At 71.2% G+C, this 17706-nt stretch carries 18 protein-coding genes and 1 tRNA gene; 7 read left to right on the top strand and 12 right to left on the bottom strand.

The features are described 5' to 3' along the window. Positions 1–119: 119 nt before the first annotated feature. The 3 genes from ACIQ7M_RS31050 to ACIQ7M_RS31040 all read right to left on the bottom strand — a co-directional run bounded on the left by ACIQ7M_RS31050 (position 120) and on the right by ACIQ7M_RS31040 (position 1843). Positions 120–884, bottom strand: a complete 765-nt coding sequence (locus ACIQ7M_RS31050; RefSeq protein ID WP_403650663.1) for an alpha/beta hydrolase family protein — start codon at positions 882–884, stop codon at positions 120–122. Between the two features lie 218 nt (positions 885–1102). Continuing rightward, complete coding sequence (locus ACIQ7M_RS31045) at positions 1103–1288, bottom strand: hypothetical protein (protein ID WP_386989478.1); 186 nt, start codon at positions 1286–1288, stop codon at positions 1103–1105. A gap of 222 nt (positions 1289–1510) precedes the next feature. Continuing rightward, positions 1511–1843, bottom strand: coding sequence for an ANTAR domain-containing protein (locus ACIQ7M_RS31040; protein ID WP_403650661.1), 333 nt, complete (start codon positions 1841–1843; stop codon positions 1511–1513). 255 nt (positions 1844–2098) lie between these two features. Between ACIQ7M_RS31040 and ACIQ7M_RS31035 the strand changes: the two genes are divergently transcribed. Together ACIQ7M_RS31035 and ACIQ7M_RS31030 are read left to right on the top strand one after the other, a co-directional pair. Further along, a complete protein-coding gene (locus tag ACIQ7M_RS31035) occupies positions 2099–2827 on the top strand; it encodes a hypothetical protein (RefSeq protein WP_403650659.1) in 729 nt (242 codons plus the stop codon). Positions 2828–3293: 466 nt separating this feature from the next. After that, positions 3294–3956 carry a hypothetical protein gene (locus ACIQ7M_RS31030; RefSeq protein ID WP_403650657.1) on the top strand — a complete coding sequence of 221 codons (663 nt, stop codon included), beginning with the start codon at positions 3294–3296 and terminating at the stop codon, positions 3954–3956. A 7-nt stretch (positions 3957–3963) separates the two neighbouring features. On the opposite strand, the gene ACIQ7M_RS31025 is transcribed toward ACIQ7M_RS31030, so the two are convergent. After that, positions 3964–4869: a LysR family transcriptional regulator gene (locus ACIQ7M_RS31025; RefSeq protein ID WP_403650655.1), complete on the bottom strand. Its 906-nt coding sequence runs from the start codon at positions 4867–4869 to the stop codon at positions 3964–3966. Between the two features lie 280 nt (positions 4870–5149). On the opposite strand from ACIQ7M_RS31025, the gene ACIQ7M_RS31020 reads away from it, so the two are divergent. The 3 genes from ACIQ7M_RS31020 to ACIQ7M_RS31010 all read left to right on the top strand — a co-directional run bounded on the left by ACIQ7M_RS31020 (position 5150) and on the right by ACIQ7M_RS31010 (position 7742). Then, positions 5150–5854 (top strand): type 1 glutamine amidotransferase domain-containing protein, encoded by a 705-nt coding sequence (locus ACIQ7M_RS31020; RefSeq protein WP_389842124.1) that lies wholly within the window; start codon positions 5150–5152, stop codon positions 5852–5854. 200 nt (positions 5855–6054) lie between these two features. Then, positions 6055–6978, top strand: coding sequence for a hypothetical protein (locus ACIQ7M_RS31015; RefSeq protein ID WP_403650652.1), 924 nt, complete (start codon positions 6055–6057; stop codon positions 6976–6978). Positions 6979–7181: 203 nt separating this feature from the next. Continuing rightward, positions 7182–7742 carry a hypothetical protein gene (locus tag ACIQ7M_RS31010; RefSeq protein WP_403650650.1) on the top strand — a complete coding sequence of 187 codons (561 nt, stop codon included), beginning with the start codon at positions 7182–7184 and terminating at the stop codon, positions 7740–7742. Positions 7743–7832: 90 nt separating this feature from the next. Here ACIQ7M_RS31010 and ACIQ7M_RS31005 read toward each other — a convergent pair whose 3' ends face one another. From ACIQ7M_RS31005 to ACIQ7M_RS30995, 3 genes are all read right to left on the bottom strand, one after another. Continuing rightward, on the bottom strand, positions 7833–7994 hold the full coding sequence (locus ACIQ7M_RS31005) for a hypothetical protein (RefSeq protein ID WP_403650649.1): 162 nt from the start codon (positions 7992–7994) through the stop codon (positions 7833–7835). 101 nt (positions 7995–8095) lie between these two features. Next, positions 8096–8169: transfer RNA gene (locus ACIQ7M_RS31000), tRNA-Ala, on the bottom strand. Between the two features lie 147 nt (positions 8170–8316). Beyond that, positions 8317–8835 carry an ArsR/SmtB family transcription factor gene (locus ACIQ7M_RS30995; RefSeq protein ID WP_403650648.1) on the bottom strand — a complete coding sequence of 173 codons (519 nt, stop codon included), beginning with the start codon at positions 8833–8835 and terminating at the stop codon, positions 8317–8319. A gap of 132 nt (positions 8836–8967) precedes the next feature. Here ACIQ7M_RS30995 and ACIQ7M_RS30990 point away from each other — a divergent pair, with 132 nt between their 5' ends. Together ACIQ7M_RS30990 and ACIQ7M_RS30985 are read left to right on the top strand one after the other, a co-directional pair. Next, complete coding sequence (locus ACIQ7M_RS30990; protein WP_403650646.1) at positions 8968–10209, top strand: MFS transporter; 1242 nt, start codon at positions 8968–8970, stop codon at positions 10207–10209. A 306-nt stretch (positions 10210–10515) separates the two neighbouring features. Further along, positions 10516–12180 carry a beta-1,3-glucanase family protein gene (locus ACIQ7M_RS30985; RefSeq protein ID WP_403650644.1) on the top strand — a complete coding sequence of 555 codons (1665 nt, stop codon included), beginning with the start codon at positions 10516–10518 and terminating at the stop codon, positions 12178–12180. An 85-nt stretch (positions 12181–12265) separates the two neighbouring features. Here the strand turns inward: ACIQ7M_RS30985 and hemC are convergent, their stop codons facing one another. The 5 genes from hemC to ACIQ7M_RS30960 form a co-directional block, all read right to left on the bottom strand. Continuing rightward, positions 12266–13198: a hydroxymethylbilane synthase gene (gene hemC, locus ACIQ7M_RS30980; RefSeq protein ID WP_403650642.1), complete on the bottom strand. Its 933-nt coding sequence runs from the start codon at positions 13196–13198 to the stop codon at positions 12266–12268. 130 nt (positions 13199–13328) lie between these two features. After that, positions 13329–13970 carry a DUF1775 domain-containing protein gene (locus ACIQ7M_RS30975; protein WP_403650640.1) on the bottom strand — a complete coding sequence of 214 codons (642 nt, stop codon included), beginning with the start codon at positions 13968–13970 and terminating at the stop codon, positions 13329–13331. Positions 13971–14043: 73 nt separating this feature from the next. After that, positions 14044–15432 (bottom strand): copper resistance CopC/CopD family protein, encoded by a 1389-nt coding sequence (locus ACIQ7M_RS30970; protein ID WP_403650638.1) that lies wholly within the window; start codon positions 15430–15432, stop codon positions 14044–14046. Positions 15433–15540: 108 nt separating this feature from the next. After that, on the bottom strand, positions 15541–16944 hold the full coding sequence (locus ACIQ7M_RS30965) for a sensor histidine kinase (RefSeq protein ID WP_403650636.1): 1404 nt from the start codon (positions 16942–16944) through the stop codon (positions 15541–15543). Next, positions 16937–17602, bottom strand: a complete 666-nt coding sequence (locus ACIQ7M_RS30960) for a response regulator (protein WP_403650634.1) — start codon at positions 17600–17602, stop codon at positions 16937–16939. The genes ACIQ7M_RS30965 and ACIQ7M_RS30960 overlap by 8 nt, the downstream gene beginning before the upstream one ends. Positions 17603–17706 lie beyond the last annotated feature (104 nt).

The raw sequence follows: 17706 nt of genomic DNA, 5'->3' as shown, positions 1-17706 counted from the left end.
TGCCCTTGGGGGCCGGCCGGGGCTTGCTTCCGGACGTTTTCGGCCCCCCCCCCCGGCGCCCCCGGGGGCCGGGGGGGGGGGCGGCCGGGCGGCCCGCCCGCCCCCCGCGACCGCTCACGTCAGACCCGCGAGGTGACCTCCCGGCCGAGGTGCCGGGCGAGGAACCGGACCGAGCTGTCCACCTCGAACATGGGGAACCGAACGTGGTCACCCGCGTTGGCGTGCAACGTCTTCTCCTTCGAGGCGAAGGCGTCGAACAGCGCGAGGCCGGCCTCGCGCGGGACGCGCTCGTCGTCCCACTGAAGGACGAACTCGATCGGGACGGTGATCCGCCGCGCCGCCTCGAACAGGGCGTCGGGCCACATCATGCCGAGGACGGCGGCCGTGATCCTGGGCTCGGCGGCCACCAGCGGCACCCCGAGCGCGGTGCCCATGGCGATGCCGACGTATCCCACCGGCCCGTCGGCGCCGATCTCCGGGAGTTCCTGAAGGGCGTCCAGGGTCGCCCGCCACTCCGGCACGGCGAGCTCGGCCAGACGTGCGTTGTAACGGACGACGATCGGTCCTTCGGGCTCGCCCGCGGCCTGCGCCTTGCGCAGCTCGGCGATCTCCTGCTCGTCGTACGCGGAGCGCGGCCGGTCGCCGTGACCGGGTGCGTCGATGACGGCGACATGGAAGCCGCAGCCTGTCACCAGCATCTGTGCCCGGCCCAGCATCGCCGGGTGCCTCTTGTGGGCGCCCCCGCCGTGGCCCATCAGGACCAGGGGTGCCCGTTCGGCTCCGGAGGCCGGCGACCAGAGAACGCCGGGGACGTCGCCCACGACGAAGTCGCGCTCGATCATGCCGTTCGAGGAGGACTCGGCGGTGAACTGCAGAGCATGCATAGGTGTTGCCTTTCGGAAGTGCCTGGTTGTGGAGGCGCTCCCGGCGACACCTATGTCGATCGCCGGCCGTGACGGGAAAGGGGGAGCACCCACGTCGTTACAGCGTTCATGGGTCTCACCTCCTCGTGCGGCATCACGGTTCGCTCGTAAACTACAAGCCCGGTCGTCGTCGCGTCCAATGCTTTTTCCGGCGCCCGGCGTGGGCGCCGGGGGCGCGGTCAGATCGCGGGTTCGGGGAGCTCTCCGGGCGCGACCACGACGACCTCGACACGGGTACAGCCGACCGCCTCCAGCGCGCGGCGACGCCGCGTGGCGGAACGCTTGTCGTAGCGACCCGCGGAGGCCTGCGGCGCGCCGTCCGGGTCGGTCCACGTCAGGCTGTACCGACGTTTCGCAGTCGACATGCAGCCATCCTCTCTGGCACCGGCTCGCGGGGGCGCACCCCGGCCGGTTCATGGTCCATTCGGTGCAGCAGCATCACATACCCGGCGCCGTACCGGAAGGATTGGCTGAAATCGATACCTTCGGGCGCCGGCCGATCCGGTTCGGCCGGGTGCCGCGCGAGGGCGGGTGGCGGTGGACGGAAGACAGGTTCGTCGACGGGATCACGCCGTGTCCCCGGTGCGTCATTCCGTGGGCGCTTCGGGGATCTGGGCGGGGCCGTGCCGGTCGAGGGCTTCCTCCAGTTCGACGCGGAGGTTCTGGGGGATGTCGCCGTCGCGTCCCCAGGCCAGGATCAGTTCGGCGACGTTGCGGAGCTTGATGTTGGTGTGCTGCGAGACGTCCTTCAGTACGGCCCAGCCCTGGTCCGGGGACACCCGGCCGAGCGCGACCATCATCCCGATGGCCTGGTCCACGACGGCGTGCGAGGTGACGGCCTCCTTGAGCTGCTGGACCTCCGCCTCGAGCTCGAAGATGCGGTCGCTCTCCTCATGCGAATCCCTGGATCCCGGTTCCATGAGTCCATCCTCCTGACTCGACCGGCCCGATGCCACCAAGGGCACGTCCGGCGACGCGCATGGCCGGAACCGTCACGCGGTGACCTCGAAGTGTCGAGAACCACTGTCGCGGCGTACAACCAAGTTGTCGATCTCTGATCGTTACGTCAAGCGACTCTAACGCGCTGGCAAAGTCCCCTGGTTGTGGGCTTGAATGCGGCTCGGCGCGGTCGTTGTCGTGAACGCGTCCATGAAGACATGAGGGTGGGGACGAAAGTGAAGTCAGTTCCGGGGCGCGTCCTGGTGGGTATCTGCGCGATGGCGGCGCTCGCCGCGACGGCCGCGTGTGGCGCGAAGGACACCGACAGCAACACCGGCGGCAGCGCCACCGGTTCGAAGAAGCCGGCCGCCGAGGCGACGCCCGCCGTCCAGGAGGGGCTGAAGCCGCTCACCGAGGCGCAGTTGACGAAGGCCGTGGTCACCAAGGACGACCTCAAGGGTTACCGCGTCCGCGACACGCCCGACGACGAGATCCCCGAGGTGAGCGTTCCCGCGAACCCCGCCACCTGCCAGGCGCTGGCCGACATGTTCCTGCTGGGCACCGAACCCGACGCGACGGCCCGTGTGTCCCGCTCGGTGACGAACCTGAAGGCGACCGACGGCACGGTGCTGCGTGTCGGGCTCCTCGCGCAGAAGGAGGCGGACGCCAAGAAGGTCGTCGCCGACCTGCGCACGCAGAGCGGGAAGTGCAAGTCCTACGAGCACACCGACTACCACTACACCGAGGTCACGCCCGGGAAGGCTCCCGCCCTCGGTGACGAGGCGGTGTCGTACTCGATGACCAGCGACATCGAGGGAACCAAGATCCCGGTGACGTACACGGTCGTACGCAGTGGTTCGACCCTGGCCGTCTTCTACGCGATGAGCATTCTGAGCGAGAAGGCCCCCGACGTGCCGGCCGAGGTCATGGAGGCGCAGGTCACCAAGATCGAGAAGACCGCCTGACGGTTCTCCGATCGACCACCGCGAAGGGTCCCGCAGATCATCTGCGGGACCCTTCGGCGCGTTCTCACCCGTCACGGCGCGGGCTCGCGCGTCGTACGCGACGCGCCGTTCCCGTGAGGCCGGCACTTGAGCAACGGCCGATACGGCAAGGTCACTTCCCTTGAACCGCCCTTTAGAATTCGCCTGTTGACGCCCCACGCGCGCCACCTGCCCGGCCCCGTTCCGCCATCTGACCGCATTGCCCACGACCGAGGAGCACAGAATGCAGGATCGGCCCGAGGAACCCCCGGCGCAGCCACAGCCACAGCCAGACGCACAGGCGCAGACACAGGCGCAGCAGCCATTACCGCAGCCAAGACCCGAACCCACGCCGGGCCCGGTCCCGATCCCGGGCCCGATACCGACGAGCACCTACGGGTATCCCCCCACCTACCCTCCGGCCCAGCAGTACGCGTACGGGCAGCCGATGGGCTCTCCCCCGCCGTCCGGCGGCAAGGGCACCGCGGGGCGCGCGGTGCTGTGGGCGGTGGTCGGCGCGGTGGCCGCCTCCGTGTTGTGGGCCGGAGGCATCGTCGTTCTCGGTCCGTTGGGCGACGACCCGGATCTCTCGGGGTACCGCGCCAAGGCCAATCTCTGCTCCGCGGTCGACTACAGCGCCTTGCGGTCCGAGTACGCCGAGGCGGACACCGCCCCGACGCACAACTCGCTGAAGCACAAGGCGATCGATCAGAGCTACTGCAGCATCTCCCTGAAGACGTCCTCCACTTCCACCTACGCCGACGCGTATCTCTCGGTGGAGATGGACCTGCACAAGTCCACCGACCCGGGCCCCGAGTTCACGGCCGTGTGGTCCGAGTACGGCCAGCGGTACGAGGATTACGAGGTCGAGGAGGTGTCCGGTCTCGGGGACGAGGCCTATCTCGTGACCGAGGACACCACGTCCGGCACGGGGACCAGCGGCAGCCGGGCGGTGACCCTCGCGGTGCGGGACGGCTGGATGACGTACCAGATGAGCTGGAGCGCCTACACGTCCTCGTACGAGACGACCACCCCGCCCGAGGTCAGCGAGGTGTCCCGGTGGGTGAAGACCGACACCCGCTCGACCCTGGAGAACCTCCGTTCCGAGTGACCCGGTGTCAGAGGCTGCTCCATTCCTGGGCCGCCCGGGCCAGGTGTTCCCACACGGCGGCGAGGGCCGGGCTCGCCGGCCCCTCGCGCCGTGACGCCAGATACAGGGTGTTCAACGGCTCCACCTCCGGCCGGTGCATCTGTACGACATGCCCCGCGGCCAGTGCCGGAGCGGCGAGGTAGCGGGGCAGCACGGAGATGCCCATGCCCGACTCCACCGCGGCCAGCACGGCGCGCAGGTCCGGGACGGTGACCGCGACCGGATTGGGCGGCCGCCGCCCGAACTCGCTGCGCCAATACCGCCGGATGATCGGGAGATCGGCCGCGTAGGCCACCAGCGGCAACTGGGACAGCGCGGCGACCGGGTCGGCGGACAGCCGCTCCTGGTCCACGGCGTGCGCCAGTGCGGGCGGCCCGACCAGCAGGAACTCCTCGTCCACCAGCGGTGTCACCGACAGCTCCTCCTGCTGGGGGCGCACCGCGGACACCACCAGGTCGAGCCGTGCCGCCGTCAGCGCCGACAGGAGTTCCTCGGCCAGGCCCAGCGTCACCCGGATGCGGAGGCCGCGGGCAGAGAGCGGTGCCAGCGCCGGGAGCACTTGGAGGGACATCACCTCGGCCGCTCCGCCCAGGTGAATCGTGCCCTCCAGCGTGCTTTCCCGCCCCGAGGGAGCCAGGGCGGTACGCAGCCCGTCGACATGCAGGCCGACACGGGCGGCCAGCGCCGCCGCCCGGGGCGTCGGCCGGGCTCCCTTGCTCGACCGGACGAACAGCGGTTCGCCCAGTTGTTCCTCGAGACGGGCGAGCTGCCCGGTGACCGCCGGCTGGCTCACCCCCATCCGCGCGGCCGCCGCGGAGAGCGACCCGGTGCGGTAGATCTCGAGGAACGTCGCCAGTAGGTCCAGGCCGGGCATGGACACTCCATCCATCACAAAGTTTATGAACTACTTCCGCTCATCCAATTCTACTGATGGGTATAGGACGGGGGCGCTGCCTCGTGCCGTACGACGCCCCGCTGCACATCCGAGGGAGATCGGCCACCCCTCCTCCATAACTCTTCTTATGGCGCGGCGCAGGCGGCAGGGCATTTCCGTGATGAATCCTGGAGTTGTCCTGAGCACCGCGTCACCGCGGTCCGCGGGCCACAGGCACCGCGTTTCCAGAGTCGTCCCACAGATAAGAGCAGGTATCCCGATGTCGAAGATCCTGATGATCGTCTCCGCCGCCGACAGCTTGGTCCTGGCCGACGGATCCACCCATCCGACCGGCTTCTGGGCGGAAGAGGTCGCCGCCTCCCACAAGGTGCTGCGCGCCGCCGGAGCGCAGGTGGACATCGCCACTCCCGGGGCCGTCCGCCCCACGGTCGACGCCCTCAGCCTCGACGCCCGCGGCGGTGTGTCCGAGACCGACGCCGAGGAGTTCCGCACCTACCTCGACAGCATCGACGACCAGCTCTCCAGCCCGCTGCCACTGGCGGATGTGCGTCTGAGCGACTACGACGCGCTCTACATTCCCGGCGGTCACGCGCCCATGGCCGACCTCGCCCACGACTCGGATCTCGGCCGTCTCCTCAACGAGGCGAACGCCGACGGCACGATCGTCGCCGCGCTGTGCCACGGTGTCGCGGCCCTGCTCAGCGCCACGACCGCGGACGGCGGATTCACGTTCGCGGGCCGCGACCTCACCGCCTTCGCGGACGAAGAGGAGCGCCAGGGTGGTCTCGGCGACAACACGCCCTTCTTCCTGGAGAGCGTGCTGCGCGAGCGCGGTGCCACGGTCGAGACCGGGGCGCCGTGGAGCGACAAGGTCGTCGTGGACGGCAAGCTGATCACGGGTCAGAACCCCCAGTCGAGCACCGCTACGGCCGAGGCCACGCTGAAGGCGCTGGCCGGCCGCTGAGTGCCGCTCACCACCGTCTGAGCCGCCCGCCGCGGAGGTGTGTCACGCCTCCGCGGCGGGCGGTCCTGTTGCTGGGCGAAATCCTCCCTCAAGTGGCTTTTCATGACAGGCTGTCGACGGCCGTTCGAGGCGGAGCAGTGGACTGCGAGGGGGGATCGTCCGGTGTTGTTTCCGACGAGCGGGACGACGGAGGCCGTGTCATGAGCGGCGAGACGGCTCGGATCGCCACCTACTGGCTGCTGGGATTCGGCGCGGTCAACGCCACGCTGTACTCGGTGTGGTGGCTGCGCACACGGGACGAGCGGAGGTTCCTGCGGGGCATACGGACGAAGGACGTCGACCCGATACAGGCGGCCTGGTGGCTCGGTGCCTCTTGGGAGGGCGCGTCACCCCAGCAGGAGCGCTACGCGGCGGAGGTGGCCGTGAGCCTGCTGATCGTGGGCGAGGACGCCGAGATCGACGACGACGGCCGGATCACCGTGCCGCTCGGACGGCTCGGCAGCCAGAAGGACCCGGTCCTCGCCGCGCTCGTGACACTCCTGCGCCGCCACAAGGGGGCCACGGTGTACGAACTGCTCAACGCCCCGCCTTTCCAACGGTTCCGGACGGCTCTCGAGGCCCGTCGTGCACCGCTGCGCACCTGGTTCGGCTACTACCGCGTCCCCGCGCTGACGGCCGCATTCGTCACCGCTTTCGGCATGTCCATGCATGCCATGCTCATGCGCTGCGCCGTCCCCGGGCTGCCCGATCGGGATCCCGGCTACTGGACCACGGCCTGGATTCCGGTGTGGGCCGCGCTGGCCGCACTGGCGGCCATCTGGCCCCAGGAGTTGTCCCGTCCCTGGCGGCGATTCACCCGTCGCTGCCGAGCCGCCGTCACCGGGGCACTGGCCGACTGGAGTTCGCAGACGCGCTACCGGGTGTACGTCAGCACGTCGGCACCTTCCGATCGGCGCGCCCCGAAGGACAAGGCCCTCTCGCGGCCCCGGGCCACTGCCGACATCACCGCCCGCAAGCCGTCCCCGTACGAGGGCCTCGCCGAGGACCTGGACGTCGACCTGGCCACAGGATCGGACGCCCACCACGACAGTGCTGGAGGCGGGGACATGGGCGGGGGCGACTGAGCCGCGACGGGCGACGGGTCCCGTGAGACGGTTCCGGCCCGTGATCGAGTGTTCCGTACGGTGGGCTACCCGGCTGTGCCGACTGGTCGTCCTGGACGGCCGGTTCGCCCTTCCCACGGGGTCCCGGCCGCCGGGGCGTCCACCGGCGTTCGATTTCGGCCGGTGATCCGTTACGCTGCGGCCCGTCGATCATGAAGGAAGACATGTTCAAGCGATTTGCCACGGCCGCGGTGACGGCTGTTCTGATAGCCGGGCTCGGTGCGTGCGGTGGCGGGGGTGACTCGAACTCCGCAGAGGGTTCGGACTACTCGGTCGACGTGGGGCAGGACACCGGGGGCGCTGCCGGGGAACCCCAGTCGGACACCGCCACGACCGCCGACACCAGCGTGTTCGGCCTCCGGGACGAGGTCCGTCACCGCGCGGCCAGAACCACCCGGGCCACGCGGCCGCGCATGACGAAGAAGTGCGCCACGACCACGCGGCGGGTCAGACACACGACGAGCACCGGCTCCGGGACCAAGCGGCGTACCCGCACCTGGTACTCCACCGAGCACGCGAAGACCTGCAAGAAGGTCCGCAGCGGAACCGAGACCTACACGCGTGTCGTCCGGCCGGAACAGTGGTGCGTGAGCCTGGACGACGTCGGCGGCGACAAGAGCCAGGACGACGTCTGGTACCGGGTATCGAGGACGGCCTACGACGAGGCCGTCGCCACGGACCAGCACAAGCGCCTGGACTTCACCCCCAAGGACGGCGGCTGCTGACCGATCGGTCAGCGTTGCCGGCAGGCGGTCGCCACTCCTCGCCGCGTCCCGGTCGAACGGGGCGCGGGAGGTAACCCTCCGCCGGTGCCGCTACGGGGCGAGCAGCCCGGCAAGCACCAGGGCCGCCACCGCGGCCACGATCCGCGGCTTCCTCCAGCCCGGCCCCGAAGCCTGGCGGGTCAGTTCCCAGACGGTCACCAGAGCGCCCCCGAAGCCCAGCGCATCGCGCAGCAGGAAAAGGGTGATGTGCACGGGCCCTCCGGGGGACTTCGAACGGACGGGAAGGATAACCGTCGCCGTCCGGACGGGCGCCGAGACCCCCGTAGACCCCTGTTCACCGGGTACAGGTGGGACGGGGCCGGCCGGATTCGAACCGGCGTCCTCCCACATGCGGTGAAGGCGCGACAACCGCTGCGCTACGAGCCCCGTCCCGCGAAAGATCATACGGACCACCCGCACTCGGCGCCTCGACATTTCCGCGTCGCGGTCCGGACCGACTCCGGCAGGCACCGGGCAACGGCCCCGGATCGCCACATGCCCCCGGGGGCACAGGTGACTCCGCCGCGAGAACGGTTCATCCGTCCGGCCGACTCCCGTCCCGCAACGGGAAGGCCATCACACTGACGCCCAGCGGGACGGTGCCCGGCGTGTGCGGCGGCCGGGCCGCTTCGTGGAGTTCGGTGGCGAGTTCCGCGAGCCGTTGCCGGACGTTCTCCCAAGTGCCGGGATCCACCCACAGTTCGGCGTCCACGGTCACGCCCTCGCTGCCCTCGGCACGCCGTCTGGCACGTTCCCGGAGGGTGTGCGCCATGGTTTCGGCCAGCATCGGGGTGCCCTCGTGCTGGTCGGACAGCGGTGTGCCCTGGACGGTGCGGTAACGGCGCTCCCTGCCGCCGCGGCGGGTGCGTTCCTCGGCCAGCTCGACCAGCCCCACCGCGTCCAGGCGCCGCAGATGCTGGCTGGCCAGCGCGTGGGAGATGTCCAACTCGCGGGCGAGTTCGGCGGCCGACATCGGCCCCGGCCACATGAGGCTGAGCATCCGCAGCCGCAACGGATGGGCGAGCGCGCGCAGCACGGGATCGGTATCGGTCACGCGAGCCAGTAAAGCGCACCCCGGCACTCCGAGCCGACTACCGCCAAGCAAATGATTGGGGGTAGGTTGTGCCCGCTCCGCAGGCGCGCCGCGCCGCGCCGGACCCGCGTCGGCCGTACGGAAGGGTGAGGGATGGGCTGGAACACGCTGAAGGTCTTCCGGGACCGCAACGCGGGTCTCTATCTGGGCGGAGTGATCGTCTCCGGCTTCGGCAACTCGGCCATGTCACTGGCCGCCGGAATCTGGGTCAAGACGCTCACCGGCTCCAGCAGCCTCGCCGCCCTGGTCAGCTTCTGCGTCTGGGCGCCGACCTTCGCGGGACCCGTGATCGGCACCGTGGCGGACCGGGTGCGGCGCCGGCCGCTGCTGGTCGCCACCAATCTGATCCTGGCGGCCGTCATGACCGCGCCGCTCCTCGTGCGCTCCGAGGATCACGTCTGGCTGCTGTTCGCCGCGCTGACCCTGGTCGGAGCGGGCATGGTGCTCACGGACGCGGCCGAGACCGCCCTCGTGGCGGCGGCCGTGCCCGCCGAGCTGCGCGGTGACTTCAACGGCCTGGTACTCACCGCCATCGAGAGCATGAAGCTGCTCGCCCCGCCGGCCGGCGCGAGCCTGTTCACCGCGTTCGGCGGCCCGACCGTGGCACTGCTGGACGCGGTCACCTTCGTCCTGGCCGCGGTCGCGTTCAGGCTGATCCGGGTGCGGGAAGCCGTGCCCGAGGCCCGCGTCGGGCGGGCGTGGAGCGCCGGAACCGCAGAAGGCGCCCGCTACCTGCGGCGACATCCGGTACTGCGTCCGCTGGTCGTCACCAGCGGAACGACCATGATGCTGGCCGGCGTCAGCAGCACGGCCACGTACGCGATGCTCGACGCCGGGCTCCACCGTTCCCCGGCCTTCGCGGGTGTGCTCACCTCCGTCCAGGGGCTCGGATCGGTGGTCAGCGGGCTGGCTGCCGGTGCGCTGATGCGCCGGATGTCCGTGCGCACCTTCTCGACGGCCGGACTCGTCCTCTTCGCGCTCGGCGCACTGGCTCGGGCGACTCCCTGGACGCCGGTCGTGATCGGCAGCAGCCTGATGATCGGCCTCGGCTTGCCCTGCCCGCTCATCGCGGCGCTGACGGCCGTCCAGAAGCACACCCCGTCCGAGCTGCTCGGCAGGGTGGCGGCGACGGCCAACACCGTGATGTACGCGCCCACCGGACTCGCCCTCCTCCTGGGCACGGGCATGGTGGCCGGCCTCGACTACCGGGTGCAGCTCCTCGCCGCCGGCACGTTCGGCCTGATCGCGGCATCCGCGCTCGCCCTGACAGGCCGCACCACGCGCGCGACGGCACCGGTCGGCACCCGGCCCGCGCCTGAGACCCAGAAGGGCTGACGGACGCCGGGAGTTGGGCTCCGGCGCATCGGCACGACCGCGCCGCCTCCCCGGATCGCGCCGCACCGGACCGCACCCGACCCGACCAGACCGGACGGCACCCGACCGGACCGGATCGAACCGGGTGATCTTCGGCTCGGGGTTCCCGATGCGGTACAAAAACCGTTACTTGGAAGTAACAGTTCCGCAACCTTGACTGTATTGGTCCAGTCCAATAACGTCACCCCCGCACAGAACCCCACATGAATCAACTCCCCCCCACCGTCATCTCTTTGACGGACCGTCACCCCCTCCGGGAGGGCCCCCGTGGTTTCCCGACGTTCCTTCCTGGCCGGAGCCGCTGCCGTCGCAGGCACGGCCGCGCTCAGCCCGTTCTCACCGCTCTCGCCGCTGACGTCCACAGCGTCGGCAGCGGGAGTCTCACTCCCCGTGAAACTGGCGAACACCTCCGGCCACGACACCGTCTACGCGTACATATCCGGCACCGACAGCAGCGGCTGGCCGGTCTTCGTCTCGGCGAACGGCGCCCTGAACCGGCTTCCCAGCCCGTCGTCCCCGGTGACCCCCGTCGCCGACTACTCCATCCCGCTGGGGGCCTCCGGTTCGGCCGCCAGGACCGTCACGCTGACGGACTACATCATCGGCGGCCGCGTCTGGTTCTCGGTCGGGCAGAAGCTCCAGTTCTTCGTCAACCCGGGCTCCCCGCCCGGAGTGGTGCAGCCCGCCCTGGTGAGCTCCGACCCCAACTGGGCCACCAACTGGACGTTCTGCGAGTTCACCTTCAACAGCGCCAACCTGTACGCCAACATCTCCTACGTGGACATGGTCGCGCTGCCGATCTCCATGGCCAGCACGGGCAGCGGAGGCAACCAGTCGGTCAGTCCGCTGCCCTCCGGCGCCCTCTCCTCCATCGCCTCCGGACTGCAGGCACAGCACGCCTCCGACGGAGCGCCCTGGGACAGGTTGGTCGTCAGCGACGCCTCCGGCGGAGTGCTCCGGGTCATGGCCCCCGCGCACTCGCCGGTGGACTTCGGCGGCTACTGGAACGACTACCTGAACCGGGTGTGGAGCCACTACGCCTCCACCCCGCTGACCATCAACGGCCAGGGCGGCATCGGTTCCTACACCGGCACCGTCTCAGGCAACGCCATCGTCTTCTCGGGTCTCAACACCAACGGCGTGCCGTTCACCAAGCCGAGCGCCGTCGACATCTTCGGCTGCGCGTCGGGCCCCCTCTACAACTCCGGGGGAGACGCCCGCGGGGCGATCGCGGCCCGACTCGCCGCCGCGCTCAACCGCAGTACGCTGCTGGTCCCGGGCGGGAACAACAACCCCGACGGCGTGACACCCTCGCAGTACTACACGGACCCGATCACCAACCACTACGCCCGGCTGGTCCACAAGTACGCCAGCATCGGCTACGCCTTCCCCTACGACGACGTCGGCCCGACCGGCTCGGCCCCCGTCGACGGGCACATCCAGGACGGGGCGCCCACCTCGTGGAGCATCACCCTGGGCGCCGGAGGCACCGGCGGAGGGTCGGGTGGCGGCTCGGGCGCGGTCAGTGCCTACAGCACCATCCAGGCCGAGTCCTACTCGGCGCAGAGCGGGACCACCACGGAGAGCTGCTCCGACACCGGCGGCGGCAGCGACGTCGGCTACATCGCGAACGGCGACTGGCTGAAGTTCTCCTCCGTCGACTTCGGTTCGGCCTCCCCCGCCCAGTTCAAGGCCCGGCTGGCCTCGGGCGCGGCGGCGGGTGTCAGCGGTGCCGTCCAGGTACGGCTCGACAGCACCACCGGCACGAAGATCGCCGAGATCAGCTTCGGCAACAACGGCGGCTGGCAGACCTGGCAGACCGTGCCCGCGAACATGCTCGCCTCCGCCACCGGAGTCCACGACGTCTACCTGGTCTTCGCGGGCAGCAGTTCGGACTTCACCAACATCAACTGGTTCACGTTCACGAGCTGACCTCCGGCTCCGCGACGGCGGACCGAGAGCAGTGGGTCTCAATGGTGCGGCCGCCCCACGAGGGCGGCCGCACCGCCATCAGGGGTCAGTGGGCGATGCCGTCGATCAGCTCGCGGGCGCCCTGCCGCAGGAGAGCGAGCGCGACGGAGGCGCCGAGGTCCGACGGGCTGAGCCGGCCGGCCCATTCGTGGGCGTTCAGGACGGTCTTCCCGTCGGGGCTGAACACGCAGGCCCGCAGTGACAGATCGCCCCGGGACACCTTCGCCCAGCCGGCGATCGGGCTGTTGCAGTGGCCTTGGAGGACATGCAGGAACATCCGCTCCGCCGTGGCCTCCCGATACGTGTCGGCGTCGTTCAGACCGCTGACGACGTCGATCGTCGTCGTGTCCGCCTCGCGGCACTGAAGAGCCAGCACACCGGCCCCGATCGGCGGGCACATCGTCTCGGCCGACAGGACCTCGGTGATCACGTCCGGTCGGCCGATGCGCTCCAGTCCGGAGACGGCGAGCAGCAGTGCGTCGGCCTCGCCAGCGGCGAGCTTCTCCAGACGGCGGTTGGCGTTGCCACGAAACGGCACGCAGTCCAGATGCGGGTGGGACGCGGCGAGTTGAGCGACTCTGCGCACCGAGGACGTGCCGATCCGGGTCCCCGCGGGGAGTTCGTCGAGCGGCAGGCCGCCGGGATGGATGAGGGCGTCACGGATGTCGTCACGCTTCAGGAAGGCCGCGAAGGTCGTGCCTGCGGGCAACGGCCGGTCCGCGGGCACGTCCTTGACGCAGTGCACCGCGACGTCGGCCTCCCCGGCGAGGAGCGCGGCGTCGACCTCCTTGGTGAACGCCCCCTTGCCCTCGACCTGGGAGAGATCCCCCATCCATTTGTCGCCGGTCGTCTTGACCGGGACCACCACGGTCCGGACGCCGGGGTGGAGCACGCCGAGTTCGGCGCGGACGCGCTCCACCTGGGCCAGGGCCATGGGCGAGTCGCGGGAGACGATACGGATCAGCTCAGGGGCGGACATGTCGTACACGATAGTGCGTCGGAGCGGGCCTCCCGCTCCGAACCCGAAGGCTCAACTCAGCAGTGCGGGACGAGTGTTCGAGGCTCGGACGGGGTGCCGAGAACGGCCCGCGCACACAGCGGTCGCGGCCTCAACGGGTCGCGGCGTCGCGGCGTCTCGCAGCGGAGCGCGCCACCGGGAGCCCCGCGGCGGCCAGGAGGAGCAGCACCCCGCAGACGACGGCCGCCGTCCAGGAGGCGTCCGGGCCGGTCGCGGCACGCGCCCCGGCATCGGCGGCCGGTGCACCCGTGAGGCTCAACACGGGTGCGGGGTGCTCCGGTTCGGGCTCCCCCGCCACTGTCTCCTGGTCCCAGGTGACGACTTCGCCGTCGTCGTACTCCTGCCGCGCCACGAAGGCCAGCTCCGACACCCCGGTGGGCAGGCGGTCGATGTGCACGACGAAGTCGACTCCGCCCTCTCCCTCGATCTCCCCGCCGGACCAGCCGGCTGTCCTGTCCGCCTCGCCCGCCGTGGCCGGCTCGGTGGTCCAGCCCGTCACCTGCTCCGCGCGCACTCCTCGTACACCTTCCGGTGCCTCGATCCGTACGGCGACGGTCCGCGCGGACGGCTTCTCGTTCGGCACGTGGAACGTCATACGGACGTCGGCCGCCCCCGGGGCCACCGTTCCGTCGGCGTGCACGTGGACGTGGGCCCAGGCCGGGGTCGCCGTCACCAGGAGCAGTGCCGCGGTGATCAGGGCCGCGGCCGCCCGGGCCGGGGGAAGGAGCTTCATGGTCGGTTCCTCTCGGGGCAGAACGGATTCGGTGCCGCGGCCGACGGGTCCGGTCGGCGGCCGGCGCTCCGGGTCACGCGGGCGGAGCGGCCGTGACGAGGGCCGCCGTGAGGCCCAGCACGAGGGCCGCGACGAGCAGTTCGGCCAGCAGGCCGCGCCTGAGGGCTCGTACGAGGGCGGCGTCCGGCGGAGCGGGCGGCGCGGGCGCGGTGAGGGTGGGCGTCGTGCCCGGCGCACCGCCCGTCGGCGGGGGAAGGGGTGCCGGGCGGGTGGCGTGGCGGTGGACCCAGCGGCGGGCCAGGCCGCCGAGCACGACGATCACGGCGACTCCGGCCGACTTCAGCAGGAGCAGCCGCCCGAACGGGGTGTCGAGGAGATGTCCGGCGGAGCCCACCTCCCGCCAGGCCTGGCAGGTCCCCGTGACGACGAGGGCGACGACGGCGGTGAACGCCAGCCGCGAGAACCGGGGCAGCACGGTGGCCAGTTCGCCGACGTGCGCGGGGCGCGACAGGACGGCCGCGACCAGCGCGAGCCCGCCCAGCCAAAGTGTCATGGCGGCCAGGTGGACGAGGTCGGCGGCCACCGCGAGCGGCGCGTACCGGCCGTCGACGGCGTGCCCGGTCGGCGGCCAGGTGCCCCACAGGACGACGACCGCGGCCGTCGTCGCCAGGACCAGCGGTCCGGCGGGCCTGGCCCTCCCGGCCGACGCGGTGGCCACGGCGGTCGCGGCGCCGAGGGCCAGCAGGGCGTAGAAGCGCACCGCGTAGGCCAGGTCGGCCGTCACCGCGTGCTGATGGGCGGCCGAGCCGGACCAGGCCTCGGCCAGGGGCCGACCGTCGGCCCAGACGGTGTGGACGGTGAGGACCGCGAGCGTGCCGGCCGCCAGCAGGCCGAGCCCGCCCCACAGCAGGGCGCGGGTCCTGCGGTCGCGCAGCCCCGCGGGCCACAGCCACAGCGCGACCAGCAGCACGCCCGGTCCGAGGGCGAGTCCGGCGTAGCCGATGCCGCGGGCGGCTCCGAGGAGCCGGCCGGCCCAGGCGCCGTTCGCACCGGCGAGGGACGGCACGGCGCCGACGACGTGGGTGGCCGCGCCGATGGAGAACCGGTAGGTGCCCGCCACGGGATGCCCGTCGGCCGAGGTCACCTGCCAGGCCACCGTGTAGGTGCCCGCGCGCAGGCTTCCGGGCAGGGCGGTCCGCAGCGTACGCCGGGGTCGGTCGTCGGGGTGGCCGCCGAGGTCCAGCCGGCTCATGTGGTCGTCGAGGACCCGCACGGCGTCGGCGCCCGCGGTCACGGGTTGCCGGAACGTCAGCGCGACCTGGGCCGGCAGGCTCGGCAGCACCTGGCCGGCCGCGGGCTCGCTCGCCAGCAGACCGGTGTGCGCGGCGGCCGGGCCCGCGGTCACGGCCTGGAGGTACAGCGCGCACAGGACGAGGCAGAGCGTGGTGACGATGCGGCGCATCCGCTTCTCCCCCTGGTGACGTGGTCGGACGGCACGTCCAGGGTGTCGCCTCGCCGTCGTCACCGGCAGCCTCGCTCTTGGGGGTGCGGACCCCTCAAAACGAGGGGGTCAGGTGCGCACCGCCAGCACGGTGCGCACCTCGGTGCCGCCGCCGGCGCGCTCGGCGACCGTGACCTCGCCCCCCAGTTCGCTCGCCGTGTCCCGGATGAGCTGGAGCCCGAGATGGCCGGTGTCGCCGAGGGCGCTGCCCGGTCCCTTTCCGTCGTCCGTCACCACGACCAGCAGCCGGTCCCGGCCGCCGGTGACGTCGATCGACGCCCGGCCCGCCTCGGCGTGCTTGAGGATGTTGGTCACGCACTCCCGTGCGCAGCGGTAGGCGGCCGCCACCAGATCCGGCCCCAGCGCGGCCCGGACGTCGACGGTCGTGGTGACGGCGATCCCTTCCCGGCGCAGGCGTTCGGCGAGCAGCTCGACCGCCTGCGGCAGCCCGTCCTCGGTCAGGTCCGGCGGGTAGATGTCCACCATCAGCGTGCGGAGCGAGCCGACGGCGCCGCGCAGCACCTCGGAGATCCTGTCGAGCATGCCGCCCGCCGCCGTCGTCGTACCGGGCGGCAGGTCGGCCCGGACGGCCGCGAGGGCGTACCCGGCACCGGCGAGGTCCTGGACCACACCGTCGTGCAGGTCGCGGGCGATCGCGCGCCGCTCGCGCTCCGAGGCGGTGAGCGCCTTGCTCAGCAGCCGGCTGCGCTCCGCGTCGGCCTGGCTGACCCGCCTCAGCAACTGCACCGAGACGGGGAGCTGGGCGAGGAGCAGGAGGAGCAGCGCCAGGATCGAGAACGGTACGAGGGTCCGCATCAGCTCCCCGCGCGCGGTGGCCACCCGCTCGTCGGTGGAGTACACCTCCAGCGCCAGCCGTTCGCCGGAGGCCAGGTCCAGGGGTACGTAGACCTCCACGAGGCGGCTGTCGCCGTGGGGTTCGGTGATGTTCTCCTCGTCGGACAGGTCGGACAGGTCCGCCCAACTGGCGTGCTGGTCGATGGTCTTGCGCACGTCGTCGTTGAGGGGGAACGACATACCGATGGCCTGGTGCTCGTTGGAGTAGAGCACGTCGCCCTGCCGGTTCCACACCTTCACGCGGACGACACCGGCCTCGCTCTCGCGGGCCTGGACCGCCTCGTCGAGCCGCGCCCACGCGGTGCGGTCGCCGCGCATCAGCCGGGGCATGACCGGCTTGAAGATCACATTGCCCATGAGCTGCGCGGACCGCGCGGCCTCGGCGAGCGCGGTTTTCTTGGCGATCGACTCGGCGGCGAACACGGTGGCCGCGCCGACGACCGTGAAGGCGCCGAGTCCGATCAGCACCATCGCGATCACCGCGTGGCGGACCGTTCTGCTGCCGCCCGGTTCCGGTGCCCGGACCGTGCCGTCGCGGTCGGTCCTCGAGACGTGGTCACGGCCGGCCTTCGACGCGCCCTCGCGGTCATCCTTCGTCGCGCCCTCGCGGTCAGCCATCGCTGTGTGCCTCGACGAGACCGAGCTGCTGCGCCTTCACCACGGCCTGGAGCTGGGAGCGCACCCCGAGCTTGAGGTGGATCGACTTCACATAGCCGCGGCAGGTGTTGACACTGATGCCCAGAAGCCGGGCGATCGCCGCCGGGGCCAGCCCCTTGCCCATCAGCGTGAGCACCTCGGACTCGCGGGCGGTCAGACTGGCCACGGCGGGGTCGTCGGTGGCCGACGGCCGGGGCGGTTCACCGAACATGGACGCCGACACGAGCATCGACCCCTGTCGTACGTCGCGCAGGACTCCCAGCATCTCCTCCAGGGAACCCGACTTCGGCACGAACGCGCTCGCGCCGGCCTGCGCGGCGCGGACCACCCAGTCGGGATCACGGTGCGCGGAGACGATCACGACGGTCGCGTCCGGCGTCGCCTCCCGGATCCGCCGGGTGACCTCCAGGCCGTTCTCCGAGCCGAGCGAAATGTCCATCACGACCATGTCGGGCCGTTCCCTGGTCGCCAGCTCGACGGCCGCCGACCCGGTGCCCGCCCAGCCCGCGCAGTCGAAGTCCGGCTGGGAGCCCAGCGCGAAGGCCAAAAGCTCCGCGAATGTCCGATGGTCGTCGACGATCATCACGCGCGTCTTCGGCGAACCCTCTTGTCCCGGCATGTACTCCCCCACCTCAGCGGACCGCCACCATGGCCGGAACGCATACGCCATGGAATCACGGTGTGGATGAAGGGAACACATGCTGTGGAGAAATTGTGCCCTCC

It is taken from the genome of Streptomyces sp. NPDC096324, from assembly GCF_044763015.1.
Taxonomy (GTDB): domain Bacteria; phylum Actinomycetota; class Actinomycetes; order Streptomycetales; family Streptomycetaceae; genus Streptomyces.
The sequence above is the reverse complement of the archived record's forward strand: the minus strand, read 5'-3'. Positions and strand labels throughout refer to the sequence as shown.